Origin of the sequence: Streptomyces sp. NPDC059371, from assembly GCF_042751995.1 — a bacterium.
Lineage (GTDB): Bacteria > Actinomycetota > Actinomycetes > Streptomycetales > Streptomycetaceae > Streptomyces.
The window spans coordinates 1-20,916 of record NZ_JBHYXD010000067.1 but is presented as its reverse complement, the minus strand read 5'-3'; the positions used below and the strand labels follow the sequence as shown (position 1 = coordinate 20,916).

Here is a 20,916-nt window from a genome sequence, read left to right as displayed (position 1 = left end):
ATGCCCGAGATCTCGCATCACCGCTCTGCGGGTTGCCTCGGGCACGTATCGTGAGTGGTTGCGGACCGAACGAAGCCACAACGGGACGCACGGCGAACGGAATTGACCAACCGGTCGGCTGGGGGAGCATCGTGGACGACTACGCGGGACGGGTACTCGCCGACCGCTACCGCCTGCCCCTGCCGCCGTCCGACGAGTACGAACTCGCCGAGAGCCGGGCCTTCGACACCTACAGCGGGCAGGAAGTCCTGGTACGGCAGGTGCCGTTGCCCGAGGTCGTCGAGGCCGAGGTGCTCGACGCGGACGGGCTGCCCGACGGGTTCGTGGCCCGGGACGGCGGCGTGCGGCGGGCGTCGGCCCGCACCACGCGGCGGCCCACCGAACCGGCGGTGCTCCGCGCGATCGAGGCGGCGCAGGCGGCCGCGCGGATTCCCGACCACCCCCGGCTCGACCAGGTCTTCGACGTGTTCGCCGAGGGCGGCTCGCTGTGGATCGTCAGCGAGCTGGTACCCGCGAGGCCGCTGGCCGCGCTGCTCGCCGAGAAGCCGCTCAGCCCGTACCGCGCCGCGGAGGTCGCCGCCGACGTCCTGACCGCGCTGCGGGTCCTGCACGCGCACGGCTGGGTGCACCGCAACATCACCGTGCGCACGGTGCTCGTCTGCGACGACGGCCGCGTCCTGCTCACCGGGCTGGCGGCCGGGGCCGCCGAAGAGGCGCTGTGCGGGTACGACCCGGTACCCGCGCCCGACGACGACCTCACGACCGGTCACGCCGCTCACGGATCCGGCCCCCGCGCCGGGCAGGGCGCCGCGGGCGGGCGGGGGCCCGTCGCCGGTGCCGGATTCGGCGGCGCCCCGCGCGGCGTCGCCGTCGCGGCCACGAGCGGCGCCGACGCCGAAGCGGCCCGGCGGGCAGCGATCGAGGCCCGCGCGGAGCAGGGAACGCCGGTTCCGGGGACACCGGTCCCCGGCGCGCCCGTGGCCGGCCGGGGACCGCGTGCCCTCGAAGCCGCCGGTCCGGCGGGTCCGGGCCGTCCGGCGGGAGGCGCCGGTCCGGACGGCGGACCGGAGACGGGCGGGCAGGCCGAGGCCGCCGAGGACGACGTCCGTGCCGCGCGCGCCGGGGCCATCGCCGCGTACCGCGCCGGAGCGCGTGCCGCCGCCCGCGTACAGGGAGAACGCCGGGGCGACCCGCTCGCCCTTCCGGCACCCCGGCCCTCCGCCCCCGACGAGCGGACCGGCCAGGACAGCCGGTACGGCGCCTCTCCGCACACGCCGGGGTCCCAGGCCCACACCCCGCAGCACCTGCCCGGCCAGGGCGGCGGCGCGCAGTCGCACAGCGTGCCCCCGGGCCAGATAGCCGACCCGTACGGAGTCGGCGGCACCGGCAGGTACGGAGTCCAGCCGCGCCCTGCCGGAGCCTCCGGCGGGGGGCCGGCGGGCGGCGACACGGCGTACGGCCGTTCCGCGCTCGCGCCGGGCCAGGCCCCCTACGGCACAGGACAGGGCGGCCGTCCCGGCGTCCCGGCCCCCGGACGGCCCCTCGGCGGCGAGCGGACCCCGGACGACGGCCGGCCCGCCGGCGGATTCCAGGCACCCGGCGGCACCCAAGTACCCGTACCACCCGGCGGATTCACCGGCACCGGACACGCCCGCACGCCCGGCGTCTTCCCGGCCCCCGGCCACACCCGCGCGCCCGGCACCCCCCAGGGACTCGCCCCCGCCCCGCACCCCTCCGGCCGCCCCGGCGGTGGCTGGGGCGACCTGGTCGCGGGAGCTCCGCCGCGCCGGGGGCCCGCCACCGCGCTCGCGGCCGAGCGGGCCCGGCAGGCGCGGATGGCCCTCGTCGGGCCGGTCACCGAACGCTGGGCGCCGGAGCAGGCCGGACCGGTGCACGAGAACTGGCAGTTGGCGGCTCCGATCGGACCGGCGACCGACCTGTGGGCACTCGGCGCGCTGCTCTTCCGCGCCGTCCAGGGACACGCTCCCTACCCGGAGGAGAACACCGCCGAACTGGTCCAGTTGGTGTGCGCGGAACCGCCCGCCTTCGCCGAGGAGTGCGGACCGCTGCGGCCCGTCGTCGAGTCGCTGCTGCGCCAGGACCCCACCGAACGGCTCGACTTCGAGGAACTGCGCGGCTGGCTGCGGTCCTTGGTGCGCTCCGCGCCGGAGCCCGAGGCCGGGGCGCACGTCGTGCCCGTACCGCCCGTCGACCCGAGCCGGCTGCCGATCGTACGGCGCCGGGGCGAACTCGTCCGCAGGCGTCGCGCCGGACTGCCCGCGACCAGCGCGCACGCCCGCCACAAGCGGGCCAGGCGGGAGAACGCGGCGGGTCCGCGCCGGCTGGGCCGGAACCTCCTCCTGCTGATCCTGCTCCTGCTGGCCGCCGCGGTCACGTACGCGGTCGTCTTCATGCCCAAGACGGACCGGAGCGGCACCGATGACGGGCGGACCGGCGCCGCCGGACAGGCGGACCCCGCAACACAGCCCGGTGGCGACCCGACCGCGAGCAACGCGCCCGGCTCCGACCAGACCTCACCGGACCCCGCCAAGAGCCCCTCGGGGAAGTCCAGTTCGACGTCCTCGCACACGACCGCCGATCCCGGCGTCGCCGACGGGTTCACCCTCCGCAAGGACCCCGACGGATTCCAGGTCGCCGTGGCGAGCGGCTGGACGCGTTCGCCGAAGAACGGCCGGGGCCAGATCGTCTACTCCCAGGGGGACTTCGAGCTCATCGTCGTGCCCGGCCGGGACGGCACCGCCACGTACGGCAGCGACCCGATGACGTACCAGCGCGAGAGCGAGAAGGAGTTGCAGCCCTTCCGGGACTCGACCTGGGCGACCTCCAGCGGGATGCGGCGGATCGACGTGGGCGGCAAGGCGATGGCCGAGGGCCAGTTCACCTGGCAGGACTCCGCGGGGCATTCGCTCTACGTGCGCAACCTCGCGATCCTGATCGCCAGGCACTACCACGTGGTGCAGGTGCGCGGCCCGGACGCCGAGCGCGACGAGGTCTCGCGGCTGTACGAGCAGGCGTCGTCGACGTACCAAGTCATCCGCTGAGCAACCCTTTTGCCCGCCGCACGCCGTGTTTGGCCAGGCGGGAGCCGTTGAACACCAAACGGTTCCCTTCCGTACAGGGATGGGACAACCGTCACAGTGCGGTCTCCGTACGACCCCGCTTGTTCCCAGGGTGGGTACCGCTCTTTAGTCTGACCCTGTCAAGACCATTGCGGGGAAACGTGAATCAGATGCAGGGCCTGCTCCTCGCGGGCCGCTACCGGCTTGTCGAATCCATCGGCAGCGGTGGCATGGGCCGCGTTTGGCGCGCCCACGACGAGGTGCTGCACCGCGCCGTCGCGGTCAAGGAGCTGACCGCCGCGCTCTACGTCTCCGACAGTGAGCAGAGCGTCCTGCTGGCCCGCACCCGTGCCGAGGCCCGCGCCGCCGCGCGCATCAACCACTCCGCCGTCGTCACCGTGCACGACGTCCTCGATCACGACGGCCGCCCCTGGATCGTGATGGAGCTGGTCGAGGGCGAGTCGCTGGCCGACGCGGTGAAGGAGCGAGGCCGCATCGAGCCGCGCGAGGCCGCGCGCATCGGCCTGTGGGTACTGCGGGCCCTGCGCGCCGCGCACACGGCGGGCGTGCTGCACCGCGACATCAAGCCCGGCAACGTCCTGCTCGGCCGCGACAGCCGGGTGCTGCTCACCGACTTCGGCATCGCCCAGATCGAGGGCGACACCACCATCACCCGCACCGGAGAGGTCGTCGGCTCGGTCGACTACCTCGCCCCGGAGCGGGTGCGCGGCCACGACCCGGGCCCGGCATCCGACCTGTGGGCGCTCGGCGCCACGCTGTACACGGCGGTCGAGGGCAGGTCGCCGTTCCGCCGCACCTCGCCCATCGGCACCATGCAGGCCGTCGTCGAGGAGGAACCCGCCGAACCGGCCAACGCGGGGGCGCTGGGGCCGGTCCTGGCCGCGCTGCTGCGCAAGGATCCGGCCGAACGGCCCGCCTCCGAGCAGATCGAGCGGATGCTCGTCGACGTGGCGGAGGGACGACTGCCGGACGCGGCGCAGTCGTACGCGCCTACGGGGCAGGCGGGGTACGACACCCCGGAGCCGCGGACCGGTACCGGTACCCGCGCGCACACGGCCGCCACGACGCCGTACCGGCCGGTGACGATCCAGCCCGTGCCCGCACCGCAGAAGCGGCACCGCCTGCGTACGTTCGCCCTGGTCGTCGCCCTGGCGACGATCGTCGGCGGGGGTGTCGCGGTCGGGCTGCAGCACTTCGGCACGGGCGGCAGCCCCGACGGCTCCGCCACTGGGTCGTCGACCGGGAGCGCCGACGGAAAGCCGAGCGACAAGCCGAACTCCAAGCCGAGCGACAAGGGCGGTCAGGGGTCGGTTCCCGCCGGTTGGGAGCGCCGCGACGACCCGTTGGGCTTCAGCATCTCCCTGCCCAAGGGGTGGACGCGGTCCGTCTCCATCGACCAGGACGGCCTCCAGCAGGTCGACTTCACACCCGACAAGGGCAAGCACCTCGTGCGGGTCGCCGTCGACACCGCGCCGGACTTCAGCTCCTCGTACGAGCACATGATCAACCTGGACGAGAACCTCTCATCGCATCTGCGGGACTACAGCCAACTGGTCCTCAAGGAGGAGCTCTTCCGGGACCAGCCGGGTGCACGCTGGGAGTACACGTGGGACGCCCTGGCCAAGGACGCGCCGCACTACTTCCCGGGGCCCTACCGTGCGATCGACGTCGGGTACATGAAGAGCGACGGCACCGAGTACGCCGTCTACGAGTCCTCGCCCGCCGGCGAATGGACCGCCACCAAAAAGCAGTTCGAACGGATTCTGCAGAGCTTCCAGGAAGGCTGACCCGAGCCCGGGTCCCCAGGCGTGAGCCACCGGCTGTCCTGGAGCGGCGGCATACTTGGCCGGTCGGTGCCACGGAGGGTGTCCGTCCGGTGGGGCATGATGAGACCCATGGGGACCGAGGGGGAGAACGTCCGTGTGATCGCGGGGCGTTACCGGCTGGAGGCGAGAATCGGCCGGGGCGGCATGGGCGTCGTCTGGCGTGCCACCGACCAACTGCTCGGCCGCCGGGTCGCCGTGAAGGAACTGGCCCTCGACGACTCGCTCTCGGCGGAGGAGTCCCGGCTCCAGCGCGACCGCACCCTGCGCGAGGCGCGGGCCGTCGCCCAGCTCCACCACCCGCACATCATCGTCGTCCACGACGTCGTCGAGGACGACGAACGCCCGTACATCGTCATGGAGCTGATCGACGGCGGCTCGCTCGCCGAACGGATCTCCGCGAACGGGCCGGTCGACGCGCGCGAGGCCGCCCGCATCGGTATCGACCTGCTCGGCGCGCTGCGCCGCGCGCACGACGCGGGCGTCCTGCACCGCGACCTCAATCCCGCCAACGTCCTCGTCGAGGCGGGCACCGACCGCGTCGTCCTCACCGACTTCGGGATCGCCCAGGTCGCGGGCGCGACGACGCTCACCGAGACCGGCGCGTTCGTCGGCTCGCCCGAATACACCGCGCCCGAACGGATGGCCGGGGCACGGACCGGCCCCGAGTCCGACCTGTGGTCGCTCGGTGTGCTGCTGTGCGCCGTGCTGAGCGGCGCCTCGCCCTTTCGCCGCGACTCGCTCGGCGGCATCCTGCACGCCGTCGTCGTCGACGAGATCCGTCCCCCCGCGCAGGCCGCGCCGCTGCTGCCCGTCGTACGAGGGCTGCTGGAGCGCGATCCGGAGCGGCGGCTCGATGCGGCGGAGGCGGAGCGGATGCTGCGCGCCTACCGGGACACCGGCCGTACGCCGCGGCTGCTGGTCCCGTACACGCCGACGCGGCGCGACGTGCCCCACGTATCGCTGCGCAGACCCGCGCCCGAGCCGTCGCCGGCCTCCGGCGGCACCGTGTCCGACCCGCCGCCCCGGCAGTCCACGCGCAGTCTCCTCGTCGCCGCCGCGCTGGTCGCCGCGATGGCCGGTGCGGGGGTGTCGGCGGCCGCGCTGCTGATGGGCGGCGGCGGGGACGGGAAACCGGCCTCGTCGAGCGCGCCGGGCACGCCCCGGACACAGGGCACCTCCTCCGGCGAGCCCTCGGTGTCCGGCACGCCGTCGACCCCGCCCACCGGCGCCGGCCCCACGGGCGCCGGCCCCACCGTCACGGTGACCAGCCACCGGACGCCCTCCGCCACCGCCCGCACCGCGCCCTCGGGCTACCGCGTCGCCCCGGATCCGAACGGCTTCTCGCTCGCCGTGCCCGACGGGTTCACGCGCGAACCGCAGGGCGAGCGGATCTTCTACATGTCGTCGGGGGACGTCTTCCGCATCGGCATCAAGGTGGCCGATCCCGCGACGGGTGGTCCGCTCGGCGTGATGCGCAGGGCGGACGCCGACGGGCCCTCCAGCAACCCCGGATACCGCGACGGCAGGGTCACGCGGACCGTGCACGACGGAAACACCGCCGCCCTCTGGGAGTTCACCTGGAACGGCTTCACCACGGCGGAGGGCCCGCGGCACACCTACGACCTGTGCTGGGAGGAGGGCGGCCGGATGTACGACGTCTGGGTCTCCGCGCCCGTGGGCCGGGTGACGGAGGCGAAGGAGTACTTCGACGTGGCCGTGGACACGTTCGCGGCCTCGTAACCCCGTAACCCCGTAACCCCGTAAAGGGGAGATAAGGGACGAGGTGCGTCACGGGTCTGTGACCGGTGGGCGAAGAGGCTGGTTGGCCGGGCGTCCGCCGCGATACAGATGGGGGCATGAGCGACGACGGGGGAGTCCCTCACGGGGGCGACGAGCCGACGAGTTTCGGTCTGCAACCACCTGGACGGGCGGTGCGAGGCGGACAGCCGGGCGCCATGGCCCCGGACCCGCCGGCCCCGGACCCACACCTGGGTGCCACGGTGCAGGCCGGGCCGCCGGCGGCCCTGGTCCCGGACCCCAGGAGTGCCGTGCCGGACCCGCGGCCGGGCCCCCCGGTGCCGGAGCGGCGGGCGGCGGGCCCGGTCGCCGTGCCGTACCCGGGCAATCCGTATGCCACGCCCGCCCGGACCGTCGCGGGCCCGCCGGGGACTCCCGCGCCGGGGTCCCCGGATGAGCCGGGGACGGGCCGGCTCATCGCCGGGCGCTATCGCCTGCTCGCCAAGCTGGGGCACGGCGGCATGGGCACGGTGTGGCGGGCCAGGGACGAGACCGTGGAGCGCGAGGTCGCCGTCAAGGAACCGCGTGTCCCGGATCATCTTCCCGAGCGCGAACGGGCCACCGCGTACGAGCGGATGCGGCGCGAGGCCCGCGCGGCGGCCCGGCTCGACCATCCCGCCGTGGTGAACGTCCACGACGTCGCCGTCGTGGATGGACAGCCCTGGATCGTCATGGAGCTGGTGCGGGGGCGCTCGCTCGGCGACGCCCTCAGGGAGGGCACCCTCGGCAGCCGCGAGACCGCGCGCATCGGCCTGGAGGTCCTCGGCGCCCTGGAGGCGGCGCACGCGGCGGGCGTCCTGCATCGTGACGTCAAGCCCGACAACGTGCTCCTCGGCCCGCACGACCGTGTCGTGCTCACCGACTTCGGCATCGCCAGCATCGAGGGCGAGACGAACCTGACGGACACCGGCGGCTTCGTCGGCTCACCCGAGTACATCGCCCCGGAGCGGGTGCTGGGCGTGCGCCCGGGTCCCGCCTCCGACCTCTGGTCGCTCGGCGTGGTGCTCTACGCGGCCACCGAGGGCGTCTCGCCGTTCCGGCGCAGCAACACGCCCGCCACGCTCCAGTCGGTCCTCAACGCGACACCGGCCGCGCCCGCCTCGGCGGGTGCCCCGCTCACGGAGGCCATCAACGGCCTGCTCGCCAAGGAACCGTCCCACCGTCCCGCGGCGGCCGAGGTCCGGCGTCTCCTGGAGGAGGCCGTACGGCCGCCCGTCCTCGCGTCGACGCAGGTCACGCGGATGGAGGGCGTCGCCGACCGGGAGGGCACCCCGGCGTCCGGCGGGGGCATCCGTATCCGCCGCAAGACCCTGATCGGCCTCGCGGCGGCGGTCGCCACGGCGGTCGTGGCGGCCGCGGTGACGGCGTACGTGGTGATCGCGGACCCGTTCGCCGGTCCGCTGCCGGACGGCTGGAAGAAGCGGCACGTGGCCGATGTCGCCGCGACGCTGGCGGTGCCCGCCGAGTACCAGGAGGGGACACCGGACCGGGCGTCGGACAAGGGGCACTGGGTCACGTACACCGACTGGAGCGGGAGCATCTGGATCGGGCTGGGACTCGCCCTGAAGTCCGAGGACGCGAGCAAGGTGATCAAGGACTCCGCCAGGGCCGAGATGTACGCGGACGACGGTACGTTCAAGGCGAGCGGCGCCTACGAGCTGAACATGCCGGCGGGGCCGCGGACGAAGCCGGACGCGAGGGCGACGTACCGGGGCCGGGAGTCCGCCGAGAACACGGTGACCTACAAGACCGACGACAGTCAGCATCCCCGTCCCCGCGAGGTGCGGCTCTTCTACTTCAAGTCGAAGTCCGGGGACATGTACAAGCTCACGATCAGCTATCCGGGCGACGGCGACTTCACCGCGCGGGGCCGTGAGGTCGCCGACGCGGCGATCGCGAACCTGGACGTCGACAAACCGTGAGAACCGATCGACGGGTGATCGTCGGACCGACAACGCCCTGATCAGCGCATTCGCTGCCAGTGATCACTGGCAGTGTGTGAGCACTCCGTGAAAGGCCATTACCGACGGGTACCCAAAGGGAGCGAGTGGGCATACCCTGCGGCTCATGACGGACTCGCAGGCCGCGGAGCAGGCCACGGAAAGCACCGGCGCCGATGAGACGGCCGGTACCGAGACAGTGGCCGGCGCGGCCGCCGCGACCGGCGCGGACCTGACGTCCGCCGCCGCGACCACCGCGTCGGCCGACACTGACCTCGCGACCGCCGCTTCGGCCGACGCGACCGGCGCCCCGGCCCACGCGGCGGGCGCCGACGAGACGCCCGCCGTCGCGGACGAGACCGCCGCTACGGACGAGGCCGCCGCTACGGACGAGGCCGCCGCTACGGACGAGGCCGCTGTCGCGGACGAGGCCGCCGCTGCCGACGCGACCGTGGCCCCCGTCGCCCTCGGCACCAACCCCCTCGCCCCCGCCCCGGCCGGCGCCCGTACCGCCGCCGATGTGGTCACCCCCGAGCTCGTCGCGCAGCTCGTCAAGGGAGTGACCGGGTCCGGGCGGACCGCCAACCACACGCCGTTCACGGGTGAGAAGCTCGCCGACGTGCCCGAGTCCACCCCCGCGGACGTCGAGAAGGCCTTCGAGCGGGCCCGTGCCGCCCAGGGCGCCTGGGAGGGCACTCCGGTCCGGCGCCGCGCCGCCGTCCTGCTCCGCTTCCACGACCTCGTGCTCGCGCGGCAGGCCGAGGTCCTGGACCTCATCCAGCTGGAGACCGGCAAGGCCCGGCTGCACGCCCACGAAGAGGTCCAGGCCGTCCTGATCGCCGCGCGGCACTACGGGCTCAAGGCGCCCTCCTACCTGCGCCCCAAGCGCCACGCGGGCGCGATGCCGACCCTCACCAAGGTCACCGAGCTGCGTCACCCGCGCGGTGTCGTCGGGCAGATCGCGCCCTGGAACTACCCGCTGGAGCTGTCGGTCGGCGACGCGCTGCCGGCGTTCGTCGCGGGCAACGCGGTCGTCATGAAGCCCGACACCGAGACCTGCCTCACCGCCCTGTGGGCGCGTGACCTGCTCGTCGAGGCCGGGCTGCCCGCCGAGATCTTCCAGGTCGTCATCGGCGACGGACCGGTCGTCGGACCCGAGGTCGTCCGGCACGCCGACTACGTCTCCTTCACGGGGTCGACCCGCACCGGCCGTGAGGTCGCCCAGGGCGCGGCCGCCCGTCTCGTCGGCGTCTCCCTCGAACTCGGCGGCAAGAACGCCATGGTGGTCCTGGAGGACGCCGACCTCGACAAGGCCGCCGCCGGCGCCGTCCGGGCCTGCTTCTCCTCCGCCGGCCAACTCTGCATCTCCATCGAGCGGTTGTACGTCCACGAGTCCATAGCCGACGCGTTCACGGAGCGGTTCGCCGCCCGGACCCGGGCCATGCGGCTCGGCACGTCCCTCGCGTACGGGGCGGACATGGGCTCGCTGGTCGGCGAGCGCCAGCTCGAAACCGTGACGCGACACGTCGAGGAAGCCGTCGCCAAGGGGGCCAGGGTCGTCGCCGGCGGTGTCGCCCGGCCCGACGTGGGCCCGTACTTCTACGAGCCCACCATCCTCGACGGAGTGGAGGCCCCGATGGCCGTCTGCGCCGAGGAGACGTTCGGCCCGGTCGTCTCCCTCTACCGTTTCAAGACCGAGGACGAGGTCGTCGAGCGCGCCAACTCCACCTCGTACGGCCTCAACTCCTCCGTCTGGACGAAGGACGGCCGGCGCGGTCGCGCGCTCGCGGCCCGGCTGCGCACCGGAACGGTGAACGTCAACGAGGGGTACGCGCCCGCGTACGGCAGTGTCCAGTCGCCGATGGGCGGCATGAAGGACTCCGGCCTCGGCCGCCGGCACGGCTCCGAGGGCATCCTCAAGTACACCGAGGCGCAGACCGTCGCCCACCAGCGGCTGCTGCCGATGGCGCCGTCCCTCGGCATGGACGACGAGAAGTACGCGGCGTTCATGAGCCGGAGCCTGAAGGTCATGAAGGCGCTCCGGCTGCGGTAGCCCCCGTTCTCGAACGGATCCCCAACGGTCATCAGCGGTTCTGAACGGTCTCGACGGTCTCAACGAGGAGAGCGGCACGTGTCACAGGAGAGCTCTGTCCAGGAACAGCCGGACGAACAGCCGGACGACGAGACGTACGACTACGACGTCGTCGTCGTGGGATCCGGCTTCGGCGGCTCCGTCACCGCCCTGCGGCTGACGGAGAAGGGGTACCGCGTCGGTGTCCTCGAAGCCGGCCGGCGCTTCACCCGCGACACGCTCCCCAAGAACTCCTGGGACATCAAGAACTACCTCTGGGCCCCGCGGCTCGGCATGTACGGCATCCAGCGCATCCATCTGCTGGGCAATGTCATGGTGCTCGCCGGCGCGGGCGTGGGCGGCGGTTCGCTCAACTACGCCAACACCCTCTACGTACCGCCGAAGCCCTTCTTCGAGGACCCGCAGTGGAAGGACATCACCGACTGGGAGGAGGAGCTGACGCCGTACTACGACCAGGCCAAGCGGATGCTGGGCGTGCGGCTCAACCCGACCACGACCCCGTCGGACGTCCACCTCAAGGCCGCCGCGGAGCGCATGGGGGTCGGCGACACCTTCCACATGGCGCCGGTCGGTGTCTTCTTCGGCGACGGACAGGACGCGGACGGCTCGGCCGGGGCGAAGCCCGGTGAAGAGGTCTCCGACCCGTACTTCGGCGGTGCCGGGCCCGCGCGCAAGGCCTGCACCGAGTGCGGCGAATGCATGACCGGCTGCCGTCACGGCGCCAAGAACACCCTCAACGAGAACTATCTGCACCTCGCCGAGAAGGCGGGCGCCGTCGTCCATCCCATGACGACGGTCGTGTCCGTCACCGACGACTCACGCGGCGGCTACGCCGTCCGGACCCTCCCGACCGACAACCGGCGCAAGGGTCAGGGGCGGACGTTCACGGCGCGCCGGGTCGTTCTCGCGGCCGGCACCTACGGCACCCAGACGCTGCTGCACCGCATGAAGGCCGGCGGTCAGCTCCCTCATCTGTCGAAGAGGCTCGGCGAGCTGACCCGCACCAACTCCGAGGCGCTGGTGGGCGCGCAGACCGACGACCGCCGCTACCGCAAGGCGCACGGGGCGAAGGCCGACTTCACCCGGGGCGTAGCCATCACGTCCTCGATCCACCCGGACGCGGACACCCACATCGAACCCGTCCGCTACGGCAAGGGCTCCAACGCGATGGGCGGCATGTCCATCCTCCAAGTCCCCTACGCCGAAGGCTCGTCGAGGGTGGCCGGCTGGTTCGTCAACGCGGCCCGGCATCCCCTGCTCGTGCTCCGCTCGCTCTCCAACCGCCGCTGGTCCGAACGCACCATCATCGGGCTGGTGATGCAGTCCCTCGACAACTCCCTGACGACGTATCTCAAGCCGAAGGGCGCGGGCAAGGGCCTGTTGACGGCACGTCAGGGGCACGGCGCGCCCAACCCCAAGCAGATCAAGGCCGCTTCGCAGGCCGCCTCCGTACTGGCCGAGGAGATCAACGGCTTCCCGGGCAGCAATGTCGGCGAGCTGATGGGCACCCCGCTCACCGCGCACTTCCTGGGCGGCTGCCCGATCGGCGCCGGTGCCGAGGAGGGCGTCATCGACCCCTACCACCGGCTCTACGGCCACCCGGGCATCTCCGTCGTCGACGGTGCCGCAGTCTCCGCGAACCTCGGCGTCAACCCGTCGCTCACCATCACCGCGCAGGCCGAGCGGGCCATGTCGTTCTGGCCCAACAAGGGCGAGGCCGATCCGCGTCCGGCGCCGGGAGCCTCGTACGAGCGTCTCAAGGCGGTGGAGCCGCACCGTCCCGTCGTTCCCGCGGACGCCTTCGGCGCACTGCGGCTGCCGTTCCTGGGTATGCCGGCGATGCCGCCCAAGCCGTAGCCCCGGCCGCCCCGACCGCGAGAACCCGTACCGCGAGGCCCCGCACAACCCGTACAGCGAAACCCAGCCAGCGAAAGCCCGTACAGCGAAAAGAAGGACCTGCGCCCCCCTCCGAGCGCAGGTCCTTCTCTTCGTACGTGACCGACGCACGCGTCGGTCGTGTCGGCTTGCGGCGTTACGCGTTCGCGCCGGCCTTGCGGCGGCGGACGACGACCAGCGCACCGGCACCGGCGACGACGGCGATACCGCCGGCGAGGCCGATCATCGGCAGCGCGGAGCTGGAGCCCGTCTCGGCGAGGCTTCCGTCGACCGAAGGCGTGTTGCTCTTGTCGGCCGGCTTGTCCGAGACCGGAACCTTGCCGCCGCCCTGGGGCTTGGTGCCGTCGGTGTCCGTGCCCGCCGCGACGATCTGGAACTTGTACGCGACCTCGCCGAAGCCGGTGCACTCCGCGTCGGCGTCGCCGTAGATGCTGGCGCCCAGCGAGAAGCCGGCGCCGACCGGGGCGCTGGACTTCACGTTGATGCGGAGCGGGATGTCGACCTCGTAGTCGGGCTTGAGCTCGTCGGTGTAACCGACGAAGCCGACGGCGTATCCCTCGGAGTCGACGTCCTCCCAGACCTTGTCGTCCGGGTTGTACGCCTGGAGCTGGACCTGCTTGCTCTTGAACATGTCCTCGCCGTTCTTGTCGGGCGACGCGCCCGCGAAGAAGCCGAGGTCACTCAGGGTGGAGTCCGAGTTGTTCAGGACGTCCAGGGAGAACTTGTGCCATCCGCTGCCCGCCGCGATCTTGCCGGGCAGGCCGTTGATGGAGACCTGGACCTTGGAGTCCGAGCACTCGGAGGGCTCGGGCTCGGGGGACTCCGACTCGGACTCGGAGGCGCTTGGCGCGGGCGACGACGCCGAGGCGGAGCCGCTCGGGGCCGGAGCGGACGCGGAGGTGGAGGCGGAGGCCGAGGCGGACGCGGAGGCCGACGCCTCGCCGGTCGCCTCGGGAGCCGACTCGCTCGCGCTCGGCGACGCCGACTCGCTCGGGGACTCGGACACGCTCGCACTCGGGGACGGGCTTTCTTCCGCGAACGCGGCCGGCGCTACCGACAGCAACGCGAGCGGTGCTATGACAGCCGTCGCGGCCGCAGTGGCCATGGCACGGCGAAGCTTCATGAAGACCTCGGTGATCCAGTGCGCCGTGAACTCGCGGCGCGATTATGGAGTTTGTGGGTGGCCGTCCGCGTGTGAACGCGGATGTGACCGTTGGTTCTGCAGGTGAGACCGGCGAAGTCTGAGAATGGTTGTCCTGGATCTGACGAGATTCTTATGTGTGCTGGGTCACATCCATGTGTGGCTTGCGCACGCCCGTTCGAGACACTTAGAAAGAGCTTCGTGTCTGATCAACAGCCCGGTGAATCCGGGGAGCCGACGGTTCCTGACGACGTGTGGGAACGCTTCGCACGCGACAGTGAGCGCGACATCCGCGCCTCGGCGCCCAAGGAGCCGTCCGCCCGGGCGCGCATGGTGACCGAACGGCTGCGCCTGCAGGACGAGCGGGAGGCCGCGCGGGCCGCCCGCCGGACCGCCCGCAAGCAGTCGCGTCCGGCCGTGGGGCCCGAGGGCTGGCGGACGGGTCCCGCCTGGCGCGAGACGGACGGGCGTGCCGCCCGGCGCCGCAGACTGTGGGCGATCCTCGGGGTCCCGCTCGCCGTCGCCGTGGCCGTCGTCGCGATGAAGCCGTCCCTGCTGCCCGGCGATTTCTTCGGCACCTCGTCGGCGTCCTCGTCGGCCGGCCCCGAGCTGCCGGCCGAGACCGCCGCCCCGACCGCGCCGCCCTCCGTCGCGGCCTCGCGCACCCCCACCAGGCAAAGGCCGTTCGCCGGGTCACCCGCGGAGCGCTGGGCCGACGGCGCCGACGCCGTCGTCGTCCCGAAGGCCGAGCCGGTCGGCTCCTTCACGAAGGCGCAGGTGGCCACCGCGCTGCGGCAGACCAGGAACCTGCTCGTCGGGGCCAATCTCGACCCGGCGACCCTGCGCGGCGAGCGTCCCGAGGCGGCCATCGCCGTCCTCGACCCCAAGCAGCCCCGCATGATCGACGACGTCGACCGCCGGCTGAGCGCGCCGGACGAGAAGCACGATCCGCTGACCCTGTTCAGCCGCTTCGACCCCCACGAGGTGCGCCTGGTCGGGCGGGTGGTCAAGGTGCGCGGCCGGATCACGTTCAAGGCGGGCAAGGAGGGATCCGTCGCCATCCACGCCGACTACACCTTCGTCTACCCGGTGTCCCCGGCCGACGGGAACAAGGACGAGGTGACCCGCACCATCGTGCGCCGCGTCCTCGACGTCGGGTTCCTGGACCCGAGGAAGTACCAGGTCACGCCGGGGAAATTGACGATCAGTCACTACGACGAGAACATCGGCAACTCCGCCTGTGACGTCTACGACGGGTTCCTGCACCCGCGGTTCGGCTCGGCGTCACCCGCCGGCGCGGCGCCGACCGGCCCGACCACCGACCCGTACGACCGCAGCCGTGAACTCGGGACCTCCCGCACGGCCGGATGCGGCACGGTGTCCCGTACCTGATGTGCCGCACCTGACCGCGTCCGTGCCTCCGCACATGGCGCCTTCGCACATGACGGGGGCCTGAAAAGGGTCCGTCGGACGGCCCCGGGCGTCCCCGGGGCCGGCCGTTCTCTTGAGTGACCGGGCTGCTGTCCCCTGCCGTCCGGTCACACGACCCGGAGCGAGGTCCCACGACGCACGGCACGATCCGTACGTCTCATCGCTCCAGTGAAGCCACGCGTGGTTCCTTCGGGCCCGCCCCTGGCTGACACGGACACCAGAAGAAACGAAGTCCGCGGCACCCCGGATACGCGCCGTACGGGTGAGAGGGAATGCGTACGTGCGTACGCCGGGTGCGGGTCTCAGATCCGGCCGCGGCACAGTTCGAGCAGGGTCATGGCCAGCGAGGTGCCCGGCTTGCCGAGCGCGTCCCGGTAGTGGCCGAGGATCTTCATCTCGCGGGAGAGGTTCACCCGGCGGCCGCCGGACGTGATCCGCGCCTCCTGGATCACGGCCGAGACGGCCATCCGTTCCTGCACGAGACCGATGATCCGGTCGTCCAGGGCGTCGATGCGTTCACGGGCACCGGTGATCACGTCGGCGGCCTCGTCGGTGCGGGCGCCGGTCTTGTCGAGTACGTCGGCCATGGTGGGGCTCCTCGGTGGAAGGGGTGCCCCGGAGCGATCCGGCCCGGAAACGGCAGACGCCCCGGGCCTTGTCGGCCCGGGGCGCCTGGGAAGTCGCTTGTCAGTTGCTCAAGCAGCACGACCATGGCAGCCGGTGGGCCGGTTGCCATAGGTAAACAGGAAGGTCGCGTGCGTGAGCATGACGGCAGTATGCACGCCCGCGGCGGCGCCGGCCAAGACGGTTCGGATGGTGAGACCCGGCGTCCGGAACCCCGTGGACGCCGGGCCCCCGCGGCCCCCGGAACCCCGCGGGCGCCAGGCCCACCCCGGCCCCCGGTAGAATCGGCCGTACACACCCTTTTGCTCACCGCCGGAAGGCAGACCGTGCCAGAAGCGTCCCCCGCCGCCACCGACACCGTTCTGGTCGTCGACTTCGGTGCGCAGTACGCCCAGCTCATCGCCCGTCGAGTCCGTGAGGCCCGGGTCTACAGCGAGATCGTGCCGAGCACCATGCCGGTCCAGGAGATGCTCGCCAAGAACCCGGCCGCGATCATCCTCTCCGGCGGTCCCTCGTCGGTCTACGCGGAGGGCGCCCCGCGCCTGGACCGCGAGCTCTTCGAGGCGGGCGTCCCCGTCTTCGGCATGTGCTACGGCTTCCAGCTGATGGCGACGACCCTCGGCGGCACGGTCGACAACACCGGCGCCCGCGAGTACGGCCGTACGCCGCTGCACGTCTCGAAGTCCGGCTCCACGCTCTTCGAGGGCACCCCGGACGAGCAGCCGGTGTGGATGTCGCACGGCGACGCCTGCTCCGCCGCTCCCGAGGGCTTCACCGTCACGGCCTCCACGGACGTCGTCCCGGTCGCCGCCTTCGAGAACGACGAGAAGAAGCTCTACGGCGTCCAGTACCACCCCGAGGTCATGCACTCCACGCACGGCCAGCAGGTCCTGGAGCACTTCCTGTACCGCGGCGCGGGTATCACCCCGACCTGGACCACCGGCAACGTCATCGACGAGCAGGTCGCCCTGATCCGCGAGCAGGTCGGCACCAAGCGCGCGATCTGCGGTCTGTCCGGCGGAGTGGACTCGGCGGTCGCCGCGGCCCTCGTGCAGAAGGCCATCGGCTCCCAGCTCACCTGTGTGTACGTCGACCACGGTCTGATGCGCCAGGGCGAGACCGAGCAGGTCGAGAAGGACTTCGTCGCCGCGACCGGGGTGCAGCTCAAGGTCGTGGACGCGGAGGAGCGCTTCCTCACCGCGCTCAAGGGCGTCTCGGACCCCGAGGAGAAGCGGAAGATCATCGGGCGCGAGTTCATCCGCGTCTTCGAGCAGGCCCAGGCGGAGATCATCGCCGAGGCCGCCGAGGGCGAGGACGTCGCGTTCCTCGTGCAGGGCACGCTCTACCCGGACGTGGTCGAGTCCGGCGGCGGCACCGGCACGGCCAACATCAAGTCCCACCACAACGTGGGCGGCCTCCCCGAGGACCTGGAGTTCCAGCTCGTCGAGCCGCTGCGCCAGTTGTTCAAGGACGAGGTCCGGATGGTCGGCCAGGAGCTCGGCCTGCCGGAGGAGATCGTCCAGCGCCAGCCGTTCCCCGGCCCCGGCCTCGGCATCCGGATCGTCGGCGAGGTGAACAAGGAGCGTCTCGACCTGCTCCGCCAGGCCGACGCCATCGCCCGCGAGGAGCTGACCGCCGCCGGTCTCGACCGCGAGATCTGGCAGTGCCCGGTCGTCCTGCTCGCCGACGTGCGCAGCGTGGGTGTCCAGGGCGACGGCCGGACCTACGGCCACCCGATCGTGCTGCGTCCGGTGTCCAGCGAGGACGCCATGACGGCCGACTGGTCGCGGCTGCCCTACGACGTCCTGGCGAAGATCTCGACCCGCATCACGAACGAGGTCGCGGACGTCAACCGCGTCGTGCTCGACGTGACGAGCAAGCCCCCGGGCACCATCGAGTGGGAGTAGTCCTCCCACGGGCGGGAGCGACCCTCCCGCCTCAGGTCCGCTTGAGCGTGCGCACCGGCGCGCCGGGCTTCCAGACCTGGACGACGAGATACGTCTCGTCCTCGACATAGGTCCGAGTGACCTCCGTCAGCTCGGTGCGGAAGAGGTGGAACGGCTCCGGCGGTTCCACCTCTTTCACGTACGCCGCCTTGGCGGGGACACCGTCGCCCACCTCGACCGCCCGCCCGCTGATCCGTACATCGCCGCCGCCCATGTCCGTACCGGCCCCCGGGTTCGCCTGGAGCGCGAAGCGCGGGTCGCGGCGCAGGTCCAGCGTCTTGAGGGAGTCCGGCATCATGCCGAGCCACAGCTCGCCGTCGAGGAAGCGCACCTCGATGCCGGAGGTGCGGGGCGAGCCGTCCTTGCGGAGGGTCGCGAGGACATGGTGGGTGAAGGCGCCGAAGCGCTGTTCGACGGTGCCGGCGAAGGCCGGTTCGGCCGTGGAGAGTGCTGCCCAGTTCATGCTGCGAGTCTGACGCGCATACCCGACATCTCCTGTCGGGTATTGCCTGTATTCCTCGGCGTTCCAGATTTTTCTCTCACGGAACACCCCTGTTCTCCTGCGCTGACCCCGGGTAACTTCCGCTCGTACCGAACACGCCAGTGCTGGAGGACATATGCACGGGTCCACTCCGCCGCTGCCCCGCCCCACCGACCAGCTCCGCTTCGCCATGCCGCCGATGCACGAATCGCTGGACGACGAACGGCGGCACCGCAAGGAGCGGCTGGCCGGCGCGCTGCGGCTGTTCGGACGGCTCGGTTTCGAGGACGGCGTCTCCGGACACATCACGGCGCGCGACCCGGAGTACAGCGACTGCTTCTGGGTCAACCCGTTCGGCATGCCGTTCAAGCACGTCACCGTCGGCGACCTGGTCATGGCCAACCAGGAGGGCCAGGTGATCGAGGGCCGCTACCACGTGAACCAGGCCGCGTTCACCGTGCACTCCCAGGTCCACGCGGCCCGCCCCGACGTCGTCGCCGTCGCCCACTGCCACTCCGTGCACGGCCGAGCCCTCGCCGCCCTCGGCGACCTGCTCGACCCGATCACCCAGGAGAGCTGCGCCTTCTACGAGGATCACGCGCTGTACGACACCTACTCCGGGGTCGCCGTCGACGCCGAGGAGGGCCGCAGGATCGCGTCCGCGCTGGGCACCCGCAAGGCGCTGGTGCTGCGCAACCACGGGCTGCTGACCGTCGGGGACTCGGTGGACGCGGCGGCCTGGTGGTTCCTGTCCATGGAACGGTCGAGCCAGGTCCAGCTCACCGCGAAGGCCGCAGGACGGCCCCTCGTCATCGACCACAAGCAGGCCGTCGCCACCCGCGAGCAGCTCGGCGGCGACCTGGTGGCGTGGATCAACTACCAGCCCCTGTGGCAGGACATCAGCCGCAGCGAGCCCGATCTGCTCAGCTAGGGCGTGTTCGCAACGTCGCGTCGTCCGTCGCCGGGTCAACAACGGGTACCTCGCTTCACCCGCGCCGAACCGACCTGACGCGTGCGCGGGGTGCCGAGTACGGCACAATTCGCTTTCGTCACAGGAGAGTTGTCGGGTGGGGGCGCGGCAGCCGGATGTTCGTGACATTCCGGCTCTACGGAGTTTGTTCTGGCGCGGGAAGGCGGCAGTTGGCGTGGCGGTGCAGGAGGCGAGACACGGTGCGGGGCACGGTGCCGGGCCGGGGTCCGGGTCGGGCACCGGGCGGAGCGGTGGCTCCGCCGGCGGTCCGGGTGGCGGGACGGTCGGTGAGCCGGGCGGGGGGCCCGGCGGGCACGAGGGCGGCTGTACGTGCGGGGACTGTCCGCACGGGGCGCGTACGGGGCACCGGCGGGCGGTCGCCGCGTTCCTCGCCAAGCGCGACGCGCTGGCGTCCGGGCAGGGGCTGCCCGCCGGTGTAGCGCACTCCGCCTCCGCGTCCCGGCAGTGGGTGTCCGACGAACTCACCCAGTCCGCGGACCTCGTGGCCGAACGCGGGCGTCTGGAGGGCGAGGCGTGGCTGGTCCGGCTGTGGCGGTACACCGCGTACACCGTCTGGGCCGCCGTCGTCGTCCTGCTGCTCGTGCAGGCGCTCACCGCGATCGGGGCCGGCTGGACGGCGGCGCGGACGGCGGGGCTGCTCGCCGCGGTCGTGCTGGCCGGGCTGCTGACCGGGGCGGCCTGGCTGCACCGGGCGCGGGGCGGGGCTCTCGCGCCGGTCATCGGAGAGGACAACCGGCTCTCCACCTCCCGGGCGGTGGCCGCCGGCTGGGTGCTGCTCGTGGTGTACGCGGTGCTCGTGCTGGTGGGCCAGCTCGTCGCGGCCTCCGCGCACGACCGCCGGGACGAACTCATCGCCGGGTTCGAACTCGCCCGTGCCGCCGGGGTCGTGACCGTCGTCGCCGTGGCCTGCGGGGTCGCCGTGCTCGTGCGGCGGGTGGTCGGGCTGAGGGTGCTGGGGCAGCGGCTCCAGAAGATCCGCGGCGACCGGCCGCGGGCGGCGGACCTGCTCACCGACGACTCGGGGCGGGGCGGCTTCGCCGACATCCAGTACGTCGTGATCAGCGGGGTCGCTCTCGTCTTCGCGGCGGTGCGGCTGGCTCGGCGTCCCTCGCAGTTGCCCGATCTTCCGTGGGGGCTGGCCCTGTTGGTGCTGGTGTCGGCCGCGACCTATCTCGCCGGGAAGTACGCCGAGGGCGGGCGGCCGGTGATCCTCTCCGTGGTCCGGTCCCGTGAGGCGGGCGATCTGGACGCGCCCATCCGCACCGGGGACGACATCGAGATCCGGGGTGCCGGGTTCGTGCCGCCCGGGGCGCAGACCGCGGACCGGCTGTCGCGGATGGTCGTGCGGATCGGGGCGGTGCATGTGCATGTGCCGTTGGTGCCGGTGTCCGGGGGGTTCAGCAATCCCACGGACGCGGTGCTGACGGTGCCTGTGCCGGTGGATGTGGAGCCAGGGCGGGTGGAGGTGCAGGTGGTGACGGCGGCGGGAGTCGAGACGAACCGGTACGAGATCGACGTGACGGACTGAGGGTCGCTGCGCCTGCCGTCGCGGTTCCCGTCCGGTGGGTGGGTCGGGGCCGTGCCGGTGCATCAGCCCGTCGCCGTTGGGTGAGGGGTGGGCGTCGGTGGCGACGGGCATCGATGTACCGG

At 72.4% G+C, this 20,916-nt stretch carries 13 protein-coding genes; 10 read left to right on the top strand and 3 right to left on the bottom strand.

Annotated elements, in window-relative coordinates; genetic code table 11:
• The first annotated feature begins 131 nt into the window (after positions 1-131).
• The 6 genes from ACFXGX_RS29580 to ACFXGX_RS29555 all read left to right on the top strand — a co-directional run bounded on the left by ACFXGX_RS29580 (position 132) and on the right by ACFXGX_RS29555 (position 12,613).
• On the top strand, positions 132-3,062 hold the full coding sequence (locus tag ACFXGX_RS29580; RefSeq protein ID WP_384796821.1) for a protein kinase: 2,931 nt from the start codon (positions 132-134) through the stop codon (positions 3,060-3,062).
• A 188-nt stretch (positions 3,063-3,250) separates the two neighbouring features.
• The gene (locus tag ACFXGX_RS29575) at positions 3,251-4,888 is read left to right on the top strand and encodes a serine/threonine-protein kinase (RefSeq protein WP_384796877.1); all 1,638 of its coding nucleotides are present in this window, start codon (positions 3,251-3,253) and stop codon (positions 4,886-4,888) included.
• Positions 4,889-4,996: 108 nt separating this feature from the next.
• The gene (locus ACFXGX_RS29570) at positions 4,997-6,667 is read left to right on the top strand and encodes a protein kinase (RefSeq protein ID WP_384796818.1); all 1,671 of its coding nucleotides are present in this window, start codon (positions 4,997-4,999) and stop codon (positions 6,665-6,667) included.
• A gap of 116 nt (positions 6,668-6,783) precedes the next feature.
• The gene (locus ACFXGX_RS29565; protein WP_384796815.1) at positions 6,784-8,646 is read left to right on the top strand and encodes a serine/threonine-protein kinase; all 1,863 of its coding nucleotides are present in this window, start codon (positions 6,784-6,786) and stop codon (positions 8,644-8,646) included.
• A gap of 145 nt (positions 8,647-8,791) precedes the next feature.
• Positions 8,792-10,717 carry a succinic semialdehyde dehydrogenase gene (locus ACFXGX_RS29560; protein ID WP_384796812.1) on the top strand — a complete coding sequence of 642 codons (1,926 nt, stop codon included), beginning with the start codon at positions 8,792-8,794 and terminating at the stop codon, positions 10,715-10,717.
• Positions 10,718-10,795: 78 nt separating this feature from the next.
• Positions 10,796-12,613: a GMC family oxidoreductase N-terminal domain-containing protein gene (locus tag ACFXGX_RS29555; protein ID WP_384796809.1), complete on the top strand. Its 1,818-nt coding sequence runs from the start codon at positions 10,796-10,798 to the stop codon at positions 12,611-12,613.
• Positions 12,614-12,788: 175 nt separating this feature from the next.
• Here ACFXGX_RS29555 and ACFXGX_RS29550 read toward each other — a convergent pair whose 3' ends face one another.
• The gene (locus ACFXGX_RS29550) at positions 12,789-13,658 is read right to left on the bottom strand and encodes an LAETG motif-containing sortase-dependent surface protein (RefSeq protein ID WP_384796806.1); all 870 of its coding nucleotides are present in this window, start codon (positions 13,656-13,658) and stop codon (positions 12,789-12,791) included.
• 336 nt (positions 13,659-13,994) lie between these two features.
• Here ACFXGX_RS29550 and ACFXGX_RS29545 point away from each other — a divergent pair, with 336 nt between their 5' ends.
• Positions 13,995-15,185: a hypothetical protein gene (locus ACFXGX_RS29545; RefSeq protein WP_384796803.1), complete on the top strand. Its 1,191-nt coding sequence runs from the start codon at positions 13,995-13,997 to the stop codon at positions 15,183-15,185.
• A 341-nt stretch (positions 15,186-15,526) separates the two neighbouring features.
• Here ACFXGX_RS29545 and ACFXGX_RS29540 read toward each other — a convergent pair whose 3' ends face one another.
• The gene (locus tag ACFXGX_RS29540; RefSeq protein ID WP_384796800.1) at positions 15,527-15,811 is read right to left on the bottom strand and encodes a chorismate mutase; all 285 of its coding nucleotides are present in this window, start codon (positions 15,809-15,811) and stop codon (positions 15,527-15,529) included.
• 363 nt (positions 15,812-16,174) lie between these two features.
• On the opposite strand from ACFXGX_RS29540, the gene guaA reads away from it, so the two are divergent.
• Positions 16,175-17,755 (top strand): glutamine-hydrolyzing GMP synthase, encoded by a 1,581-nt coding sequence (gene guaA / locus ACFXGX_RS29535; protein WP_384796798.1) that lies wholly within the window; start codon positions 16,175-16,177, stop codon positions 17,753-17,755.
• Between the two features lie 31 nt (positions 17,756-17,786).
• On the opposite strand, the gene ACFXGX_RS29530 is transcribed toward guaA, so the two are convergent.
• The gene (locus ACFXGX_RS29530; protein WP_384796795.1) at positions 17,787-18,257 is read right to left on the bottom strand and encodes a pyridoxamine 5'-phosphate oxidase family protein; all 471 of its coding nucleotides are present in this window, start codon (positions 18,255-18,257) and stop codon (positions 17,787-17,789) included.
• Positions 18,258-18,411: 154 nt separating this feature from the next.
• Here ACFXGX_RS29530 and ACFXGX_RS29525 point away from each other — a divergent pair, with 154 nt between their 5' ends.
• Positions 18,412-19,206: a class II aldolase/adducin family protein gene (locus ACFXGX_RS29525; RefSeq protein ID WP_384796792.1), complete on the top strand. Its 795-nt coding sequence runs from the start codon at positions 18,412-18,414 to the stop codon at positions 19,204-19,206.
• Between the two features lie 214 nt (positions 19,207-19,420).
• On the top strand, positions 19,421-20,794 hold the full coding sequence (locus ACFXGX_RS29520; RefSeq protein ID WP_384796789.1) for a hypothetical protein: 1,374 nt from the start codon (positions 19,421-19,423) through the stop codon (positions 20,792-20,794).
• Positions 20,795-20,916 lie beyond the last annotated feature (122 nt).

Bases quoted from the DNA above. Each gene is read 5' to 3' on its own strand.
- ACFXGX_RS29575 (WP_384796877.1), top strand. From the start codon at position 3,251: ATGCAGGGCCTGCTCCTCGCGGGCCGCTACCGGCTTGTCGAATCCATC.
- ACFXGX_RS29570 (WP_384796818.1), top strand. From the start codon at position 4,997: ATGGGGACCGAGGGGGAGAACGTCCGTGTGATCGCGGGGCGTTACCGG.
- ACFXGX_RS29565 (WP_384796815.1), top strand. From the start codon at position 6,784: ATGAGCGACGACGGGGGAGTCCCTCACGGGGGCGACGAGCCGACGAGT.
- ACFXGX_RS29560 (WP_384796812.1), top strand. From the start codon at position 8,792: ATGACGGACTCGCAGGCCGCGGAGCAGGCCACGGAAAGCACCGGCGCC.
- ACFXGX_RS29540 (WP_384796800.1), bottom strand. From the start codon at position 15,811: ATGGCCGACGTACTCGACAAGACCGGCGCCCGCACCGACGAGGCCGCC.
- ACFXGX_RS29530 (WP_384796795.1), bottom strand. From the start codon at position 18,257: ATGAACTGGGCAGCACTCTCCACGGCCGAACCGGCCTTCGCCGGCACC.
- ACFXGX_RS29525 (WP_384796792.1), top strand. From the start codon at position 18,412: ATGCACGGGTCCACTCCGCCGCTGCCCCGCCCCACCGACCAGCTCCGC.